The sequence below is a fragment of the Oryzicola mucosus genome, from assembly GCF_014534685.1.
GTDB lineage: Bacteria > Pseudomonadota > Alphaproteobacteria > Rhizobiales > Rhizobiaceae > Oryzicola > Oryzicola mucosus.
Genome location: NZ_JACVVX010000003.1, coordinates 559,532 through 575,794, shown reverse-complemented (window position 1 = coordinate 575,794; position 16,263 = coordinate 559,532). Strand labels below are relative to the sequence as shown.

The 16,263-nt window shown below is 62.1% G+C and carries 16 protein-coding genes; 5 read left to right on the top strand and 11 right to left on the bottom strand.

Annotated elements, in window-relative coordinates:
* Nucleotides 1–36: 36 nt before the first annotated feature.
* The 3 genes from ICI42_RS12915 to ICI42_RS12905 all read left to right on the top strand — a co-directional run bounded on the left by ICI42_RS12915 (nt 37) and on the right by ICI42_RS12905 (nt 2,987).
* Nucleotides 37–1,212, top strand: coding sequence for a M14 family metallopeptidase (locus tag ICI42_RS12915; RefSeq protein WP_188164968.1), 1,176 nt, complete (start codon nt 37–39; stop codon nt 1,210–1,212).
* Nucleotides 1,213–1,285: 73 nt separating this feature from the next.
* A complete protein-coding gene (locus ICI42_RS12910) occupies nt 1,286–2,125 on the top strand; it encodes a DMT family transporter (protein ID WP_188164967.1) in 840 nt (279 codons plus the stop codon).
* A gap of 22 nt (nt 2,126–2,147) precedes the next feature.
* Nucleotides 2,148–2,987 carry an alpha/beta hydrolase gene (locus tag ICI42_RS12905; protein ID WP_188164966.1) on the top strand — a complete coding sequence of 280 codons (840 nt, stop codon included), beginning with the start codon at nt 2,148–2,150 and terminating at the stop codon, nt 2,985–2,987.
* Here the strand turns inward: ICI42_RS12905 and ICI42_RS12900 are convergent.
* From ICI42_RS12900 to ICI42_RS12850, 11 genes are all read right to left on the bottom strand, one after another.
* Nucleotides 2,953–3,705, bottom strand: a complete 753-nt coding sequence (locus ICI42_RS12900; RefSeq protein WP_188164965.1) for a GntR family transcriptional regulator — start codon at nt 3,703–3,705, stop codon at nt 2,953–2,955. The genes ICI42_RS12905 and ICI42_RS12900 overlap by 35 nt on opposite strands.
* Nucleotides 3,706–3,827: 122 nt before the next feature.
* Nucleotides 3,828–4,661 carry an alpha/beta hydrolase gene (locus tag ICI42_RS12895; RefSeq protein WP_188164964.1) on the bottom strand — a complete coding sequence of 278 codons (834 nt, stop codon included), beginning with the start codon at nt 4,659–4,661 and terminating at the stop codon, nt 3,828–3,830.
* Between the two features lie 24 nt (nt 4,662–4,685).
* Complete coding sequence (gene kynA, locus ICI42_RS12890; protein WP_188164963.1) at nt 4,686–5,525, bottom strand: tryptophan 2,3-dioxygenase; 840 nt, start codon at nt 5,523–5,525, stop codon at nt 4,686–4,688.
* Between the two features lie 142 nt (nt 5,526–5,667).
* Complete coding sequence (locus ICI42_RS12885; RefSeq protein ID WP_407945154.1) at nt 5,668–6,990, bottom strand: hypothetical protein; 1,323 nt, start codon at nt 6,988–6,990, stop codon at nt 5,668–5,670.
* Entirely contained in the window at nt 6,987–8,105 is a 1,119-nt protein-coding gene (locus ICI42_RS12880; RefSeq protein ID WP_188164962.1) for a zinc-dependent alcohol dehydrogenase, read from the bottom strand. The genes ICI42_RS12885 and ICI42_RS12880 overlap by 4 nt, the downstream gene beginning before the upstream one ends.
* Before the next feature lie 3 nt (nt 8,106–8,108).
* On the bottom strand, nt 8,109–9,437 hold the full coding sequence (gene hisD, locus ICI42_RS12875) for a histidinol dehydrogenase (RefSeq protein ID WP_188164961.1): 1,329 nt from the start codon (nt 9,435–9,437) through the stop codon (nt 8,109–8,111).
* 37 nt (nt 9,438–9,474) lie between these two features.
* Nucleotides 9,475–10,275: an ABC transporter permease gene (locus ICI42_RS12870; protein WP_188164960.1), complete on the bottom strand. Its 801-nt coding sequence runs from the start codon at nt 10,273–10,275 to the stop codon at nt 9,475–9,477.
* A complete protein-coding gene (locus tag ICI42_RS12865) occupies nt 10,272–11,216 on the bottom strand; it encodes an ABC transporter permease (RefSeq protein ID WP_188164959.1) in 945 nt (314 codons plus the stop codon). Before ICI42_RS12865 ends, ICI42_RS12870 begins: the two co-directional genes overlap by 4 nt.
* 72 nt (nt 11,217–11,288) lie before the next feature.
* On the bottom strand, nt 11,289–12,404 hold the full coding sequence (locus ICI42_RS12860) for an ABC transporter substrate-binding protein (protein ID WP_188164958.1): 1,116 nt from the start codon (nt 12,402–12,404) through the stop codon (nt 11,289–11,291).
* A gap of 30 nt (nt 12,405–12,434) precedes the next feature.
* Nucleotides 12,435–13,574 (bottom strand): ABC transporter ATP-binding protein, encoded by a 1,140-nt coding sequence (locus tag ICI42_RS12855; protein ID WP_188164957.1) that lies wholly within the window; start codon nt 13,572–13,574, stop codon nt 12,435–12,437.
* Between the two features lie 146 nt (nt 13,575–13,720).
* Nucleotides 13,721–14,491 (bottom strand): SDR family NAD(P)-dependent oxidoreductase, encoded by a 771-nt coding sequence (locus ICI42_RS12850; RefSeq protein WP_188164956.1) that lies wholly within the window; start codon nt 14,489–14,491, stop codon nt 13,721–13,723.
* A 278-nt stretch (nt 14,492–14,769) separates the two neighbouring features.
* Here ICI42_RS12850 and ICI42_RS12845 point away from each other — a divergent pair, with 278 nt between their 5' ends.
* Both ICI42_RS12845 and ICI42_RS12840 read left to right on the top strand, forming a co-directional pair.
* Complete coding sequence (locus ICI42_RS12845) at nt 14,770–15,741, top strand: Bug family tripartite tricarboxylate transporter substrate binding protein (protein ID WP_230980304.1); 972 nt, start codon at nt 14,770–14,772, stop codon at nt 15,739–15,741.
* 57 nt (nt 15,742–15,798) lie between these two features.
* Nucleotides 15,799–16,254, top strand: a complete 456-nt coding sequence (locus tag ICI42_RS12840; protein ID WP_330999160.1) for a tripartite tricarboxylate transporter TctB family protein — start codon at nt 15,799–15,801, stop codon at nt 16,252–16,254.
* The last annotated feature ends 9 nt before the right edge of the window (nt 16,255–16,263 follow it).

Below are 16,263 nucleotides of genomic sequence, written 5' to 3'. Positions count from 1 at the left end.
GCACTTGCCTGAAGTTCCGGAAAGGATGGAGTACCGATGATCTCAGTCAGCTCGAAGATAACCTCAGGCAGCATCGACGTCGTAGATGCGTCCGACCCCGCCGACATACGTCTTGCCCTGCGCAAGGATCCTGACGGTGTATTTCTCGGCTGGTACCACTTCCGGGTTTCAGGCGCCGCCGGCCAGGCCTGCCGCTTCAGCCTGACGAATGCCTCGGACGTTCTTTCCTGGCGCCTTGCCAACCGCGAGGATTACGACAACGCCTGGCAGAACACCGGCGCGATGGCGAGCTATGATGGCGACTATTGGTTCCGCGTGCCTGGCACCTTCGACGGCACATCCTTCATCTTCGAACATCAGCCCGAACACGACCTCTGCTTTTATGCGGCCTGGCCGCCTTATGGCGCGGAGCGCGAACACCGCTATATCGCCGAGGCGCAGACCTCGCCACTGGTCAAGCTCGAGACCATTGGAGAAAGTGTCGAAGGCCGACCGATCGACATGCTCACGATCGGCACGCCGGATACTGGCAAGGCGAAATGCTGGATAATCGCGCGGCAGCACGCTTCCGAAACGCAGGGCGGATACTTTCTCGAAGGCATTATTGATCGGCTCCTCGACGAAACCGATCCCACGGCACGCGCCTTGCTGGCGTCGGCGGTGATCTACGTCGTGCCGAACGTCAATCCCGACGGCTCGGCGAACGGTCTGACCCGCGCCAATGCGACGGGCGCCAATCTCAACCGCGAATGGGACAGTCCTTCGCTGGAAAAGTCACCCGAGGTCTTCCATGTCAGCTCGAAAATGGAGGAAATCGGCCTTGATTTCTGCATCGACTGCCACGCCGACAAGGAACTGAACTGCAATTTCATCTGGCCTTCCGAGAACGTGCCGAGCTGGAAGCCGGAGCGACGTGATATTTTCACTCGGTTCGAGGAGGCCTGGGCAGCGGCTTCGCCGGATTACGAGCTCGGCCATCCCTACCCGGGCGGCTGTCCGGCCGAGGCCAATCTCGGAATGGGCTGGAACTGGATCGGCAACCGCTTTCCGCATTCCCTTTCGGTCCTGCTCGAACAGCCCTTCAAGGATACGACCGAGTTCCCGACGCCCGAAACCGGTTGGTCTCCCGATCGCGCCTACAATTTCGGAAGGTCGTTTCCCGAAGCCCTGAGGGCGGTGGTCGGTCGGCTTGGTACGAATGCCGGGCAATAGATGGGGTGATCTGAAAGCGAATACACGTCATCGCTGGAGCGGGCTGAGCGGAAATGTACGCGGCTCGCTTCTGATGACGATGAACGCCTTGATCTTCTCGATCATGGTGGCGCTCATCAAGACCAGCGCTGAATCCGTGCCGGTCTCGCTCATCATGTTCTTCTCCGTCGCCACGCAGTTCCTTTTCATCGGCCTGCGCAATTTTCCGATGTTTGGCCAGGCGCTGGTCAAGAGCGAACGGCGCGGCGCCCATCTCTTGCGCGTCGTTCTTCTCATCAGCAGCCTGTATGCCGGTTTTTCCGCCGTGGTGCTTTTGCCTTTGGCAGAGGCAACCGCGATCAGTTTTTCCAAGGCCTTCTTCGTCACTTTGTTCGCGGCGATGTTGCTTCGCGAAGCGGTCGGACCGCGACGCTGGCTCGCGGTTTTCGTCGGCTTTGCAGGAATCCTCATCCTGGCGCGTCCCGGCAGTGGCGACGTGTCCACTGCTGGTGCGCTGATGGGACTGTTTTCGGCCGCTGCCGCGGCGGCGGGGACCATAGCCACCCGCGTTCTTGCCCAGCGTGATCCGCCCGCTATGTTGCTGCTCTACCAGACTGCATTCGGCACGTTGATGCTGACGCCTATTGCGATATGGAATTGGGTGACTCCCGACTTCGAGACATTCTGCATCCTCGTAGCGACCGGATTGCTCAGCGTCATCGGCAACACCTCAATGATCATGGCACTGCGCGTCGGCGAAGCGTCCGCACTGGCGCCGGTGGATTTCACCCGCGCGGTCTTTGCTATTGCCATTGGCGCTATTTTCCTCGGCGAAATGCCGACGGCGCTCGCTCTGTTCGGCACCGTCGTCATCATCGTCGGTGCGCTCCTGTCGCTGCGCCGCAGCCCCGTGAAAATCAAACCTTTCGAATGACGCCAGTTAAACGGAGCATCCCATGAGCTTTGACGATCTTCCGCCCCAAACGCCGATCAACGCCAATGCCGACGCCTATGCCGAAACCTGTCTCAGGCTGTCGCGCGCGGTGGCCGAGAATTCGCGTGCAGTGCTGGATGTCACCTACGGCCCTGATTATTGGCAGAAGCTCGACATCTACCTGCCGGAAGAGCCGACATCCGAGCCGCTGCCGGTGTTGCTGTTCTTCCACGGCGGCAATTTCACGCATGGCTACAAGGAGTGGTGCGGCTTCATGGCGCCGGTGATCACCGCATTTCCGGCAATTTTCGTCTCGGTGTCCTACAGGCTCGCGCCGACCGTATCCTATCGCGACATCATGCAGGATGCCTTCGCGGCGCTCACCCATGTCCGCGAGACCATCGCCGAACTGGGCGGCGACCCCAAACGCATCTTCATCGGCGGACATTCGGCGGGCGCGCAGATCGTCGTGCAAATGGCGCTGCAACACGAGGCGCGCCGTGCCGCCGGCTTGCCGGATGATGCGTTCTTAGGCGTTTTGCCGATCAGCGGCAGCTATTCGCGACGGCTGGCCGATATCGAGGCCGACGAAAGCCTGCGCGTTCCGGCCGATGTGCCAAACAGCCCCATCGAGATTGCGAGCAAGACTTCCGCACCGTTCTTCATCACCTGGGGCGGCAAGGAAAAGGAACAGGTTCTGCGCGACGGTCCGGCGCTGGTCGCAGCCCTGAAGGCAGTCGGGCAGCCGGTCGAACATCACGTCTTTCCCGACGACGACCATTTCAGCATCCATCTCAACACCGGCAATGCGGACGATCTCTGGACGCTTAAAGTGCGCGAATGGATGGATAGGAGCCGTTGATCGCGGGATCGGGCTTGGCAGGCGCCGCGTCCGCCGGGCGCGGCTTCACCAGCAGGTCGAAGAACCGGTTGATGTCGTCCTCGATAGCCCTGCGGACACCCTTGACGTTGCCCTTGCGCAGTTCGGCGACAGTTCTGATGTGCAGTTCCGCTCCGCGCCCGTCGCGCGCATCGAAATTCTCGGCCGCGCGGCGGATGTTCGGGCCGACCTGAAGCCAAAGGCCTTCGACGATCGGCAAGAGCACGGTCGAGCCGGATATTCGATACAGCCGGAAATGGAATTCGAGGTTGCGGTTGACACTGGATTCGACATGCAGATCCTCGTCGGCCCGCACTTCTTCGTCGACGATCCGCGCAAGCGCCTCAATATCCTCCTCGGTCGCCCGTTCTGCTGAAATCTCCGCCGCCAGGCCTTCGAGCGCAAGGCGCGTGCGTCTGAGATCCTCCAACCGCGTGTCGTCCATCAGGGGCACCCGCGCGCTGCGGTTTGGCAGAGCCTCCAGCGCGCGCTCGGCCACCAGTTGGCGGATGGACTCGCGCACCGGTTGCGCGCTCGTACCGAAAACCTCGGCGAGATCGTGGATCTTCAATGCCTGGCCAGGCTGGAAACGCCCGACCATCAGCAGATGCCGGAGTTGCTGATGAACGCGGTTCTGAACCGTTTCACGCAGAACCGGCACTACGTCGACGAGAAGTGAGTTGGTGTCGTGGTCGGCCACGATTCCTCCAGTTCGATCGTTTGACCGCCTCTGCGTGTCACGCCGCTAGTAAGCCGCTCGGCGACTCATCGCAAGGCAGGATACGTTTTATGATCAAAGATCGAACGTCAACTCCCTGGCACTCAACGTTCGCCCAGGAGTGTGCAGGTGAGGGCGTGCCAAGGGTCTGCCAAGCCGTCGACGACATTGAAATGGTGCTTGTCCGGCTCGGCGTAATGTCCGGTGGACGCACCGAGACCTGTCCAGACATTGGCCAGAAGATCGTTAAGACGGATAAATTCGGCGCGCTCATTAGCGCCGACCCAGCAGAACAGCCGCGCATCCGGGCCCGGTTCGAGCAAAACGGGGCTTTCCGTCTGGGCCTCTTCGGCATCGATGCGAAGGTTCGCGTTCATCTTGGTCCGCATCAGCGGACGCAGGTCGTGCACTCCGGAAATCGAGACCGTGTTGCCGATGCGCGCGCGGACATTCGGCTTCAACGGCGATGTCGCCGAGATCATGCGCGAGACAAGATGGCCGCCGGCGGAATGACCTGTGAGGTGGATGGGCCCTTCGATTTTCGCCGCGGCGGTCTCGATGGCTGCGGCCACTTCGACGACGATGTCGGCGATGCGGACTTCGGGGCAGAGCGTATAGGTGGGCATAGCCACGGCGAAACCGCGCTCGTTGGCACCGCGCGCCAGATGCGACCAGTAGGAATTGTCGAGGCTGTACCAGTAGCCGCCATGGATGAAGACGACGAGGCCCTTCGGCTTGCCCTCCGGCAGAAACAGATCGAAGCGGTTGCGCGGCTTCGCGCCGTAGGACTGGCCGAGTTCGGCGCGACCGGCAGCTGTTAGCTCGTCACGGTAGGCTTGCGCGGGCGCGACCCAAGCCTCGGGCCAGCGATTGCCGCCGGCGATGTTGGCGCCGTTGGAATAGGCGTCGTCCCAATCCGTGATGTGATGGAAAATCATGATCCCCCGCGGGCTTTGTTGATCCTAGAGCTCGGTGCGAACGCGCCAGAGTTCGGGAAACAGTTCGACCTCCAGCATCTTCTTCAGATAATGGGTGCCTGACGTTCCGCCGGTGCCGCGCTTGAAGCCGATGACACGCTCGACGGTGGTGACATGGTTGAAGCGCCAGCGGCGAAAGTAGTCCTCGAAATCCACCAGTTTCTCGGCGAGCTCGTAAAGATCCCAATAGCGCTCGGGCTCGTTGTAGATTTCCTTCCACGCTTCCATGACCTTGTCGTTCTGGCTGCGCGAACTGCGCCAGTCGCTGCGTTCGGCATCGTCGCCGATATCGAATCCGGCGCGCGCCAGAAGACGCAGCGCCTCCTCGTAAAGGCTCGGCTGCGCCAGGATCGTTTCCAGCTTCGAGAGAATTTCCGGACGATGCGCATGCGGTCCGAGCATGGCCAGGTTGCGGTTGCCGGCGAGAAACTCGATGGCGCGGTACTGGTAGGACTGGAAGCCCGAGGACTGCCCCAACGCGTCGCGAAACGTGGTGTATTCGCTTGGCGTCATGGTCCGCAGCACATCCCAGGCATTGTTGAGCTGCTCGAAAATGCGCGCCACGCGCGACAGCATCTTGAAGGCCGCCTGCGGCTGGTCGTTGCGGATCGCCTCGATGGCCGATGTGATCTCGTGGATGGCAAGTTTCATCCAGAGTTCGGAGACATGATGCTGCACGATAAACAGCATTTCGTCATGAGCGTCGGACAAGGGTTTCTGCGCACCCAGGACCATATCCAGGTTCAGATAGTCGGCATAGGACATCCGCTCCTTAAAGGACATCTGAGCGCCGTCCTGGGCGGGGTCATAGGGTTTGACGCTCATCGTGCGGTGCCCTTTGCCTGAAGACCGTTAGCTCGTTTTATGGCAACGCGGCGGTCTTCGTTGATCTGTCCGTGATCCCTGAGAGCGAGAATAAGAGGTGCCGTGGCGGCTGGCAATATGAACTTGATATTAGATCAAATATTTATTTCAAACCTGAAGGAGTTTCTGCGATACCCTGGTGTGGATCGATGGCGTCGAGGAAACGGCTGACGACATCATCGCCGCTGTCCGGTTCGCTACCTGCCATGACCGCCACCGACAACCCGATCAGCGAGGATACCTCATTGTGGTTTCCCGCGCCGGCGCGCAGGTTCATTACCAATGTTGGGCATAGAAACAGGCCGAGCCGGACCACGCGGCGCCAGTCGTCCGGCAGCATACCGCGTTCGGCGAGCGTTGCCAGCAGCGGCTTCCAGAGCCTTTGGGCTTTCACATCCATCAGGGCGAGACGGATGCGGCTGAGTGCGAAGTCGGTGGTGACGATGAGATCGCCGGCGCTGATCTCGGCGCGCGCCTGCCAAGTATCGGCCGCGTCCGCGGGATCGTAGAGCCAGAGAGGATGGGCAAGCATGTTGTGAAAGGTGGTCTTCACCTCGGCCAGGAGCGTGGGCACATGCTCGCCGGCGAATGCCGGATCGAAGAACGACAGCGCCGCTGTGCCGTCCGGGTGTTCGCTGTACCAGACATTGGCGTTGTGCGCGTCGCCATGGGCGATGACGCCGCCGGCATCGGCCAGCCGGCGCGGGTTCAGCCGCTCCGCGGCCTCGTCGAAGAGTTGGCCAAGCGTACGGCCGTAGCGCACGCCGTTGACCACGAAATGCGCCGACGCCAGCGTCTGCCAGTCGAGTTCAACGCCCGGAAAGGCGAAATCCTTGTCGATATAGAAGCTGAGCAGGCGTCCGCCCGGATACTTGCCGGTCAAGGGTTCGATCAGGCGTTCGTAGAACAGCCGATGGACGGGTTCGGCGGCTGACTGTTCCGGGGTGATCGGGTGCAGCGACTGGAGATAGACGGCCAGAAGCGCATCGGAAAGATCCGCCTCGGCTTGGATGGCTTTTGCTTCGGACACTGGATCGCCGCTGAGATCAAGCGCGCGCAACACGTCGGAAAAACGTGGATCGCTGCGTCGGCGATAGACCAGGATTTGCTCGCCCGGCAGCACAGAAGACAGCACCGGCAGATCGACCGGCAGCTTGGCGCGCGCCAGAATGTCTGCGCGGTAATATTCACCGCTCATCTCTTCCTCGCCTTCCTCCTGATGAAACTTGAAGAAGAACTGGCCTTCGCCGGTATCGAAGAAGCCGTTGAGCGAATTCAGGCTGTAGCGGTCGCGATTGATGGAGATGTTGTTGGCATCGATCCCGAAGGCATCGCGCAGCAATTCGCCCAGCAGGGCCTCGGCCGAACCGTTGTTCAGTCTGGCAAGCCTGCGGATTTCGGCGGTCCGGCTCGGGGAATGGATCATGTGGAAATTCCGGAAATGGGTTCAGGCGAAGCGCTCTTCGGGTAGCGCGAAGATGTCAGCGAAACGCTTGGTGACCTGTGCATCTCAGAGCCGCTGGAGTCTTCGGAAAGATCGACGAGCGTCTTGAGCCTGGCAGCCTCTCCCTTCAGCAGGCGGTCATAGGCGGCGGGTATGTCATCGAGGCTGGAGAGCGTTTCCGACACGGCAAGCAGCGCCGGAGCAAGCTCGGGCAGCATGGCGACGGTTTCCGGCAATTCGCCGTTGAAGGCATGGCAGCCCAGAAGCGCTGTTTCTCGCTCGACCAGCAGGTTGGGGTCCAGATCGAGCTTGCCATGGCTTATACCGACGAGCGCGAGCGCGCCGCCGCCGGCCAGAAGCTTCAGCGTCGCGTCGATGGCGCCGACATGGCCGGTGGCGTCGATCGCGAAACGCAACCGGGCATGGGGGCCGAGCGCCTCGGCGACCGCATCGGCCTTCAGAGCGACCACCGTGCCGCCGACCAGTTCCGCGACCATTCTCGCGCGTGCGGTGTTGAGATCGGAGAGCAGAACCGGGCCATCATGCAGCTTTGCCAGAAGCAGCGCGCAAAGCCCCCCGATTGTGCCGCAGCCGGCTACCAGAACAGGCTCGCCTGCGGGCGCGGAAAGCCGCCGCACGGCATGCAGCGCCACCGCCAACGGTTCGGCCATGGCTGCCACGCGGGCGGGAAGCGATGGATCGTGCTTGACTAGCAGGCGCGCGGGCAGGACGACTGCCTCGGCAAAGCCGCCGTCGCAAACCTCGCCGACGAAACCGAGCTTTTCGCAGATGTTGGAACGTCCCGACAGGCATGCCGGGCAAGCGCCGCACCAGACGCGGGAATCGGCGACCACTCGGTCGCCTAAGGCAAAGCCTTCGACGCCTTCGCCCAAAGCCGCGACCGCGCCAGACAGTTCATGCCCGGCTGTGGACGGGCGCCGGGTGATCCACTGGCCGGTGCGGTAATTGTGCAGGTCCGAGCCGCAGATGCCGGCAGCCTCGACGCGCAGCAGGACATGACCCGGCGGCACATCGGATGGCGCGTCGACCTCTTCCACGCGCAGGTCGAGGGCATCGTAGAGCCGGACCGCCTTCATGGCTCAGCCGCCCTTCTTGAGGTAGGCGTCGCGGATCGGCGATACCGCATTGGCATGAGAGGAGAAGCCTTCATAGAGCGCCAGCCGGTGCGAGTGCTTGGCAAATTCCGGATAGGCCGGTGCCGTAACGTAGCCGATCGAGCTGCGCTTGACGAAATCGGTTACCGACAGCGGACCATATGTCCGCGCCCAGCGGCTGGTGGGCAGAACCGCGTTGGGTCCCAGCGAAAAGTTGGCGATGCTGACGGGCGTGTGGGTGCCCATGAGGATTTCGGCGGCCTCGGTGATGTGGCCGAGATGCACGAAGGGCTCTTCCGACAGCAGCTCCAGATGTTCCGGTGCATAGGCGTTAACGAATGCATAGCTCTCCTCGATGGACGAGGTGAGCACGATGCCGCCAGTCTTGCCGGTGAGTACGGCGGTGGAGAACGCCACCCGCTGTTCGGTCATCCGTGCCCAGTGTTCGGGCAGGGCGGCAAGCGCTTCTTCGGCGACGCGGCGGCTATGGGTGACCAGATAGGCGGAGGAGTCGGGGCCGTGCTCGGCCTCGATCAGCAGGTCGAGCGCCGCCAATCCGCCATGCACGGTGTCGTCGGCCAGGATCATGACCTCGGAGGGGCCGGCGGGCAGGCCGGTGTCGATGATGCCCGACAGCGAGCGCTTGGCCGCGACCACCCAGGGGCTGCCGGGGCCGACGATCTTGAGTGCCGGCTTCACCGTTTCGGTGCCATAGGCAACCGCTGCCACCGCCTGCGCGCCCCCGACCTTATAGATGGTTTCGACGCCGGCCAGACGGGCTGCGACCAGCGTTGCTGCGTCGACCGAGCCATCGGGCGCGGGCGGCGTCACGATCTGGATGTTCGGTACGCCGGCAACGATGGCCGGAACCGAGGTCATCATAGTGACCGACGGGAAAGAGCCCTTTCCGCGTGGCACATAGAGCGCCACCGACTGGATCGGCGTGAAGCGGTCGCCGGCAAAGGCGCCGGGGCGGATCTCCTTCAGCCACATGGCCTCGGGCTTCTGCTCCTCATGGAAGGTGCGGATGTTGGCGATGCCGAAGGCGATGGATTCCTTCGTCTCGTCATCCACGAGCTTGAAGGCGGCGTCGAACTCTGCCTCGGTGACCTTCAGCCGGTCCTCGGTGATATCGGCCTTGTCGAGTTCGCGTCCGAAACGGGCAAGTGCAGTGTCGCCTTCGGTGCGGACGGCTTCGAGGATCGGCGCTACCTTGTCGATGAAGCCCGACAGATCGGTTTCCGAGCGGCGCAGCAAGGCTGCCTTCTCGTCCGCGGAAAGCTTGGCGTATTCATGGAAAGACACGTCGGTCATGATGTTGTCCCTGATGCTGCCGGAAGGACGCCGGCACTCATTTCGATTTGAGGAAGACGTCGAGCCCGACGAGGCGGTCGAGGACCGCGATGGCTATGGCCGCGCAGGCGATGAAAACCACCGAAATTGCCGCGAGGTCGGGCGTGATGATGGAGCGGATTGAATTGTAGATCTGCACCGGCAGCGTGACGTTGCGCGCATCGACCAGAAGCAGGCTGACGAGGAATTCGTTGAGCGCCAGGATGAACATCAGAAGCGAGCCGGTGATGATGCCGGGCATGACGGCGGGCAGCGTGATGTAGAGAAAGCGCTGCAGCGGCGGTGCGCCGCAATTGGCCGCCGCCAGTTCGAGGTCCGGGCTGAGGTTCGATGCGCTTGCCGTCACGGCCCAGATCATGAAGGGCAGGTTGATGACGGCGCAGGCCACGCCCAGCGGCCAGAGCTGTCCGGCAAGGCCTGCATTGCCAAAGGCGAGCATCATGCCGATGCCGGAACCGATAAGCGGTATGGTGAAGGGCAACAGCAGGTAAATCTGAATGCCGTGGCCGAAGCGCACCCGGTATTTGGCAAGTGCGATGCCGGCCAGCGTCCCGACCGGGATAGCGATCAGAGTGCAGATGGTCGCGACATAAAGCGAGCGGAAAAAGGCTTGGCGCAGCCCGGATGCCTGGCTGATGGCGGCATACCATTTCAGCGACAGGCCTTCGGGCGGGAAGGTGATCATGTTGCCGGCGGTGAACGATGCGCCCAGCACCACGATGGTCGGCGCGGACAGCATCACAAGGGAGGCTATGACGAAGGTCCAGATGACGATGGATTTGCTGAGGCTACCGGTCATTTCCGATCTCCGCCCATGGCCAGCGTTCCAGCGCCAAAGACCATGAACACCAGCCCCACAAGGATCGACCCGACGGCGACCAGAAGCAGCGAAAGCGTCGCGCCCATGCCTTGGTCGGAGGTGCGGAAGAACTGGTCGTAGATAGCGTTGGCGATGAAATCCTGCGACCCGCCGCCGAGGATGGCGGGAATGGCGAAATCGGTGAGCGACAACGTGAACACCACCAGCCCGGCGCCGACCAGCCCGGGTTTGGACAGCGGCAGCACGATATGGCGGAAACTGCTGATCCAGTTGGCGCCGAGCGAACTGGCCGCCGATTCGAGCTCGGCCGGAATGGCCGTCATGGCCGGCGCCAGCATCAGCACCGCGAACGGCAGCATGTATTGCACCAGACCGAACAGAACTGCGGGATAGTTGTAGAGCAGCCGTATGGGCGTCACGCCGACAAGCCCGAGCGCTTCGTTGACCATGCCCTGGTTGCCCAGGATGATGAGCCAGCCATAGGCGCGCACGACCTGGCCGATGAAGAAGGGCAGGAACAGCGCGACCAGCAGGAACTTGCGCAGCGCTGAGCTTTGCGTCCGCACCATCAGGTAGGAATAAGGAAACGCGAAGATGAGCGTGACGACGGTGACGATCAGCGAGCCCATCAGGCTGCGGCCTGCAACGGTCGTGAAGAATCGTTCGCTCAACGCGCGCTGATAGTTGGCGAGCGTATAGTTCTCCGACATCAGGAAGGTCGAGGTGTCGAGCGTGCGCAGGCTGGAATCGCCGATCTCGACCAATCCCCATACCAGCACGCCCACCAGAAGCAGTGCCGGCAGCAGCATCAGATAGGGCAGGCCGGCCGAAAAGCTCCGCGGCCAGAGTTTTCCGGCAACCTGTTCGAGAATGTCCATGACGCGCCAGCGTATGGGATAAGCAGCACGGGAAGGGCGCATTCTCGCGTTCCTGTTCAGTGAGGCACAGGCCTGCCGACATATTCGGCAGGCCTGGATTTCAAAGGCTTGTCGTCAGCCCTGCATGATTTCCTTGAACTTGGCGAACCACTGGCTCTCGTTCTCGACCTGCACCTTGGTGGAGATGCGGATGAGGTGTTTGAAATCCTCTTCGGTGGTCGGATAGGAGGGATCGCCAACCAGATCGGCGGGGGGCGTCAGGCCAGGCACGACGCCGGGAAGGCCGAGGCCATCGAGCCAGACCTGCTGGGCTTCCTTTGTCAGCGCATGGTTGATGTACTGCTTGGCCCAGTAGAGCTCGTTCTCCGGCAGGCCCTTGGGAATCCAAAGTCCGTCGGTGTCGAACTTGGCGCCTTCTTCCGGCACCACCCAGTCGATGTTGATACCGTTCTTCTTGGCTTCGCGCGCATTGGTGGAGATGGTGCAGGCGGCGTCGATCTCGCCGCGCTGGAACCATGTGGTGAAATCCGGGTCTTCACCCAGCAGCGGCTGCTGCGCCTTGATCTTGGTGATGAAGTCCCAGGCTGGCTGCATGTTGGCCGGGATGTCCTCGAGCTTGCCGCCGCCGGCGACCTGGGCTGGGAAGTGGAAGCCGATGCCGTCATTGTAGAGTGCGATGCGGCCCTTCAGCTTGGGGTCGAGCAGGTCGTTCCAGGACTTCGGCGCGCCGTTCGGGAAGGCTTCCGGACGGAAGGCGAGCACATAGACATAGCCATAGGTGTTGACGATCGGATAGCCGTCGAGGCCGACCGGCTTGGACAGGTCGGTGGTGTTCTTCAGGTTCGGCAGGTCCGACAGGTCTTCGGTTACGCCGCGCAGCGCCGACTTGGTGGCGTTGGTCGTGGTGTCCCAGTTGATGTGGATCGGCGGCACGCGCTTTTGGGCCACAGCGGCCCAGACCTTGGGCTGGATCTCGTTGTCCTCGGTCAGATCGTGGCGGACAGCGATGCCGGTTGCTTTGGTGAAGCTGTCCGAGACGCCGGCTTTGAGTGCGTCGACCCAGCTTCCGCCCCAGGCGCGGACGATGATCTCGGCAGGCTTTTCAGGCTCTTGCGCGAAGGCGCGGTTCAGGCCGAGCGTCGAGGCGCCGGCTGCGGCACCCGCAGCCGCCATCGACTTAAGCAGCGTCCGGCGCTTGATCTGCGCGGATAGAAATTTCTGGTTCGACATTCCCATTCTCCTCTGGATCGACCTTCCCGGTCATTTCTTGAAAATATACATATCCTTGGCGTTCCAGCCGAGTGCGACGGAATCTCCGGGGCCGAACTGCTGGTGGCTTTCGGCGTCGTGGTCGAAGACGCGCAGAACAGCGCCGCCGAGTTCCGGCACGACAACCTCATAGACGATGCGTTCGCCCTCGAAGATCGCGTCGCGGACTTCGCCGGAAACGACGTTTGCAAGGCCGGAAAATCCCTGGACGGTCGGCGCGATGCGGATTTGTTCGGCGCGCAGGGCGCCGGCAGCAAGCTCGCCTTGCGCCGGTACTTTCGCCGTGCCGCCGGCAACGCCCTTGACCCTCATGCCGCCGACCGACAGCGCGATTGCCTCGTTGCTCGTTTCGACCACGGAGCCTTCAAGAAAATTGGTGACGCCGATGAAGTTGGCGACAAACGCGTTGGCCGGCGTCCGGTAGGTATGCACAGGCTGCGCCATCTGCTGGATTTCGCCGCCATCCATCACGACGATCTCGTCGGAGACCACGAGGGCCTCGCGCTGGTCATGGGTGACGTTGATGGTGGTGACGCCGAGTTCCTTCTGGATGCGGCGGAATTCAAGCTGCATTTCCTCGCGCAGCTTGCGGTCGAGTGCGGCGAGCGGTTCGTCGAGCAGCAGCAGGTCGGGCTCAAAGACCAGCGCGCGGGCAATCGCCACGCGCTGTTGCTGGCCGCCTGACAGTTCGTCGATGCGCCGTTTGCCATAGCCGCCCAGGCGGACGAGTTCGAGATAGCGCTCGACTTTCTCGGGAATGGTGCGGGCGTCGTGGCGCCGCATTTTGAGCGGAAAGGCGACGTTCTCCGCAGCCGTCATATGCGGAAACAGCGCCAGTTTCTGAAACACCATCCCGATAGCGCGCTTATGCGGTGGTACCGCCTTGACCGGTTGGCCGCCGATATAGATGTCCCCTTCCGTCGGCGCATCGAACCCTGCGATCATGCGCAGCAAGGTGGTCTTTCCGGAGCCGGAGGGGCCTAGAATCGTCAAGAAACGGCCTTTGGGCAGGTCGAAAGAGGCCTCGCGCACGGCGTGGACATCACCGAAAACCTTGCTGACACGCTTGACCGAAACGGCTGCGGCGGCTGCCGTTTCCTGCTGCGGGACCCCGGCTGGAGCGGCGCTCATGCTATTCCCCTGTACGCTCTCGGCGGGAACTTCTGCGGCTCCTCTGCTCGATCTTGTCTATACTTATTCGGGTGAATTGCGTCAATGGAACCTGCCGATTTCTTGCGCTTGCCTGCCAAATGTGCAGCCGCGACTCGCAAGCGGTTTCATACCGAAGCGAGATAACCGCCATCGACCGGAATGCAATGGCCGGTGACATAGGCGGCGGCATTGCTGCACAGGAAGATGACGACGCCGCCAACGTCGCTTTCCTCGCCGAAACGGCGCTGCGGGATGCGCGAAAGCATGCGCTGCTGCCACTCCTTGTCCTCGTAGAATACTTCCGTCATCGCGGTGCGGAAATAGCCCGGCGCAATCGCATTGACCCGGATGCCGCGCTCGGCCCATTCGGTGGCGAGCGCGCGCGTCATGCCCAGCAAGCCTGACTTGGAAGCCCCATAGGGTACGGCGGTCGGCACACCGACATAAGAGGTGAGCGAGCAGAGATTGACGATCGAACCGCCCGATCCCGCCTTGGCCATGATGCGCCCCGCTGCCTGGGCGGCGAAGAAGGCGCCCTTGAGATTGGTGTCGACGATGGAGTCCCACAGCGCCTGGTCGACATGGAGCGAGGGGCTGACATGCTCGAACCCGGCATTGTTGATGAGGATATCCAAACCGCCCAACTGGTCTGCAGCAGCTTCGACGCCACCGGCCGCATCTGTGGGGTCTCGCACATCCTGCGCCACAGTGGCGGCGCGACGACCCTCCTTCTCGATCAGACCAGCGGTTTCAGCGAGGTTTTCGATCTTGCGCGCCGAGATGGCGACATCGCAGCCTGCTTTTGCCAGGGCGTGAGCGATGGCTTGGCCGATGCCACGGCTGGCGCCCGTTACCATGGCGCGGCGTCCTGTGAGATCGAAAGAGGTCGACGCCATGGCGTATCCTTTCAGAAATGACGAAAGGCAGAAAGCGCCTTCCGGAAAGCATCCTTTGACCTGCATCGAGCAGGAATTCCCATCGTATGCAATGGACCAGAGGACAATTTCCATCCGCTTGCGGTTGCCCTGCATCGCCTTCGACGAGGGCCGGGGCGGTCACGCCGACGGCGACACTCCTGCGTCTTTTCACTTGCTGACTGACCGGTCAGTCTGTATGAGTCGCTGCGATTTGGAGGTTCCCGCACGGCGTTGCGCGGACAAATCGGGAGGAAATCTTGATAAGACTCATGACCATCGCAGCCGTGGTGGCTGCAACCTTTGGCGTTGGCATGGCCCGTGCGGAAGACTGGCCGACACGGCCGGTAACCTGGGTGGTGCCGTTCGCCGCCGGCGGTGTGACCGACACGACCGCGCGCAAGATCGCAGTGGTGCTGGCGGATAAACTTGGCCAGTCCGTCATCGTGGAAAACAAGCCCGGCGCAGGCGGTATTGTCGGCACCGAGGGGGTCGCTGTCGCCAAGCCCGATGGTTATACAGTGCTTTATGCGTCCGGCGGCCCCATGGCGATTTTGCCGAACCTGAAAAAAGGCAAGCTGTCCTACGATCCGGTCAAGGATTTCGCCCATGTCCAGGGCATCACCTCGTCTAGCCAGTTGATCGTCGCCAGCCCCAACGCACCGTTCAATACGCTCCCGGAGCTGATCGCCTATGCCAAGGCCAATCCGGGCAAGGTGAACTTCGGCTCGCCCGGCATCGGTACGGCACAGCATTTTGCTGGCGAACTTCTCGCGGCCGCGGCCGACATCGAGATGACCCACATCCCCTACAAGGCCGGCACGAGCCAGATGGTCGACCTGATGTCAGGCGTCATCGACCTGTCTTTTGACTATACTTCCGTCATCAAGCCCTATTCCGATGCCGGCAAGATGAAGGTGATCGGTGCGACGGGACCTGAGCGCCTGCCGTCCTTTCCCGATGCTATGACCGTCGTGGAAGCCGGGCTTCCCGATGCCGTCAATGTCGGTTGGACGTCGGTCGCACTTCCGGCGGGCACGCCGCAGGAGATCGTCGACAAGCTGTCCGGCGCATTGCAAGCTTCGATGGCGGATCCGTCCGTGGTCGAATACTTCGCCATCAATGCGCAGACGCCGATCACCGACAAGGGTCCCAAGGACATGACCCAGTTCGTGGTCGAGGAGAACGAAAAGTTCGCTCGCATCGTCACTGCCGCCGGCCTGGCGGAATGACCGGTCGCCGGGCGCTTCGGCGCCCGGACCTTGCCTTAAGACAATTCGGGGGAACCCGTGCAGATACGCGATCAACGCGCGCTCGTTTCGGGCGCGATATTCCTGGTCATTGCGGTCGTGGTGTTCATGATGTCGCTGGAATACGAGGCGGGCACCAGCGCGCGGATGGGGCCGGGCTATTTCCCGAGAATCCTGTCTGTCGGCTTAGGCGTGCTGGGGCTTGTCATCATGGCAGGCGCGGTCAAGCGGACCGCGCCTGTTGAAAGGCTCGAACCCTGGACCCTGGCTCCGCTGTTGTGGATCGCCGGCTCGGTTGCGGTCTTCGCCTTCCTGCTGCCGAGGCTCGGTCTCGTGATTTCGCTCGCCGTGCTTCTGATCGGTTCCAGTCTTGCAAGCCACGAGTTTACCTGGCGCGGCACGATCGTCTCCACCGTGGTGCTCATCGTCACGGCGCTCGGAGCCTTCGTCTATGGCATCGGGCTGCAGTTTCCGGTCTGGCCGACGATTTTCTAGAGGAGACAG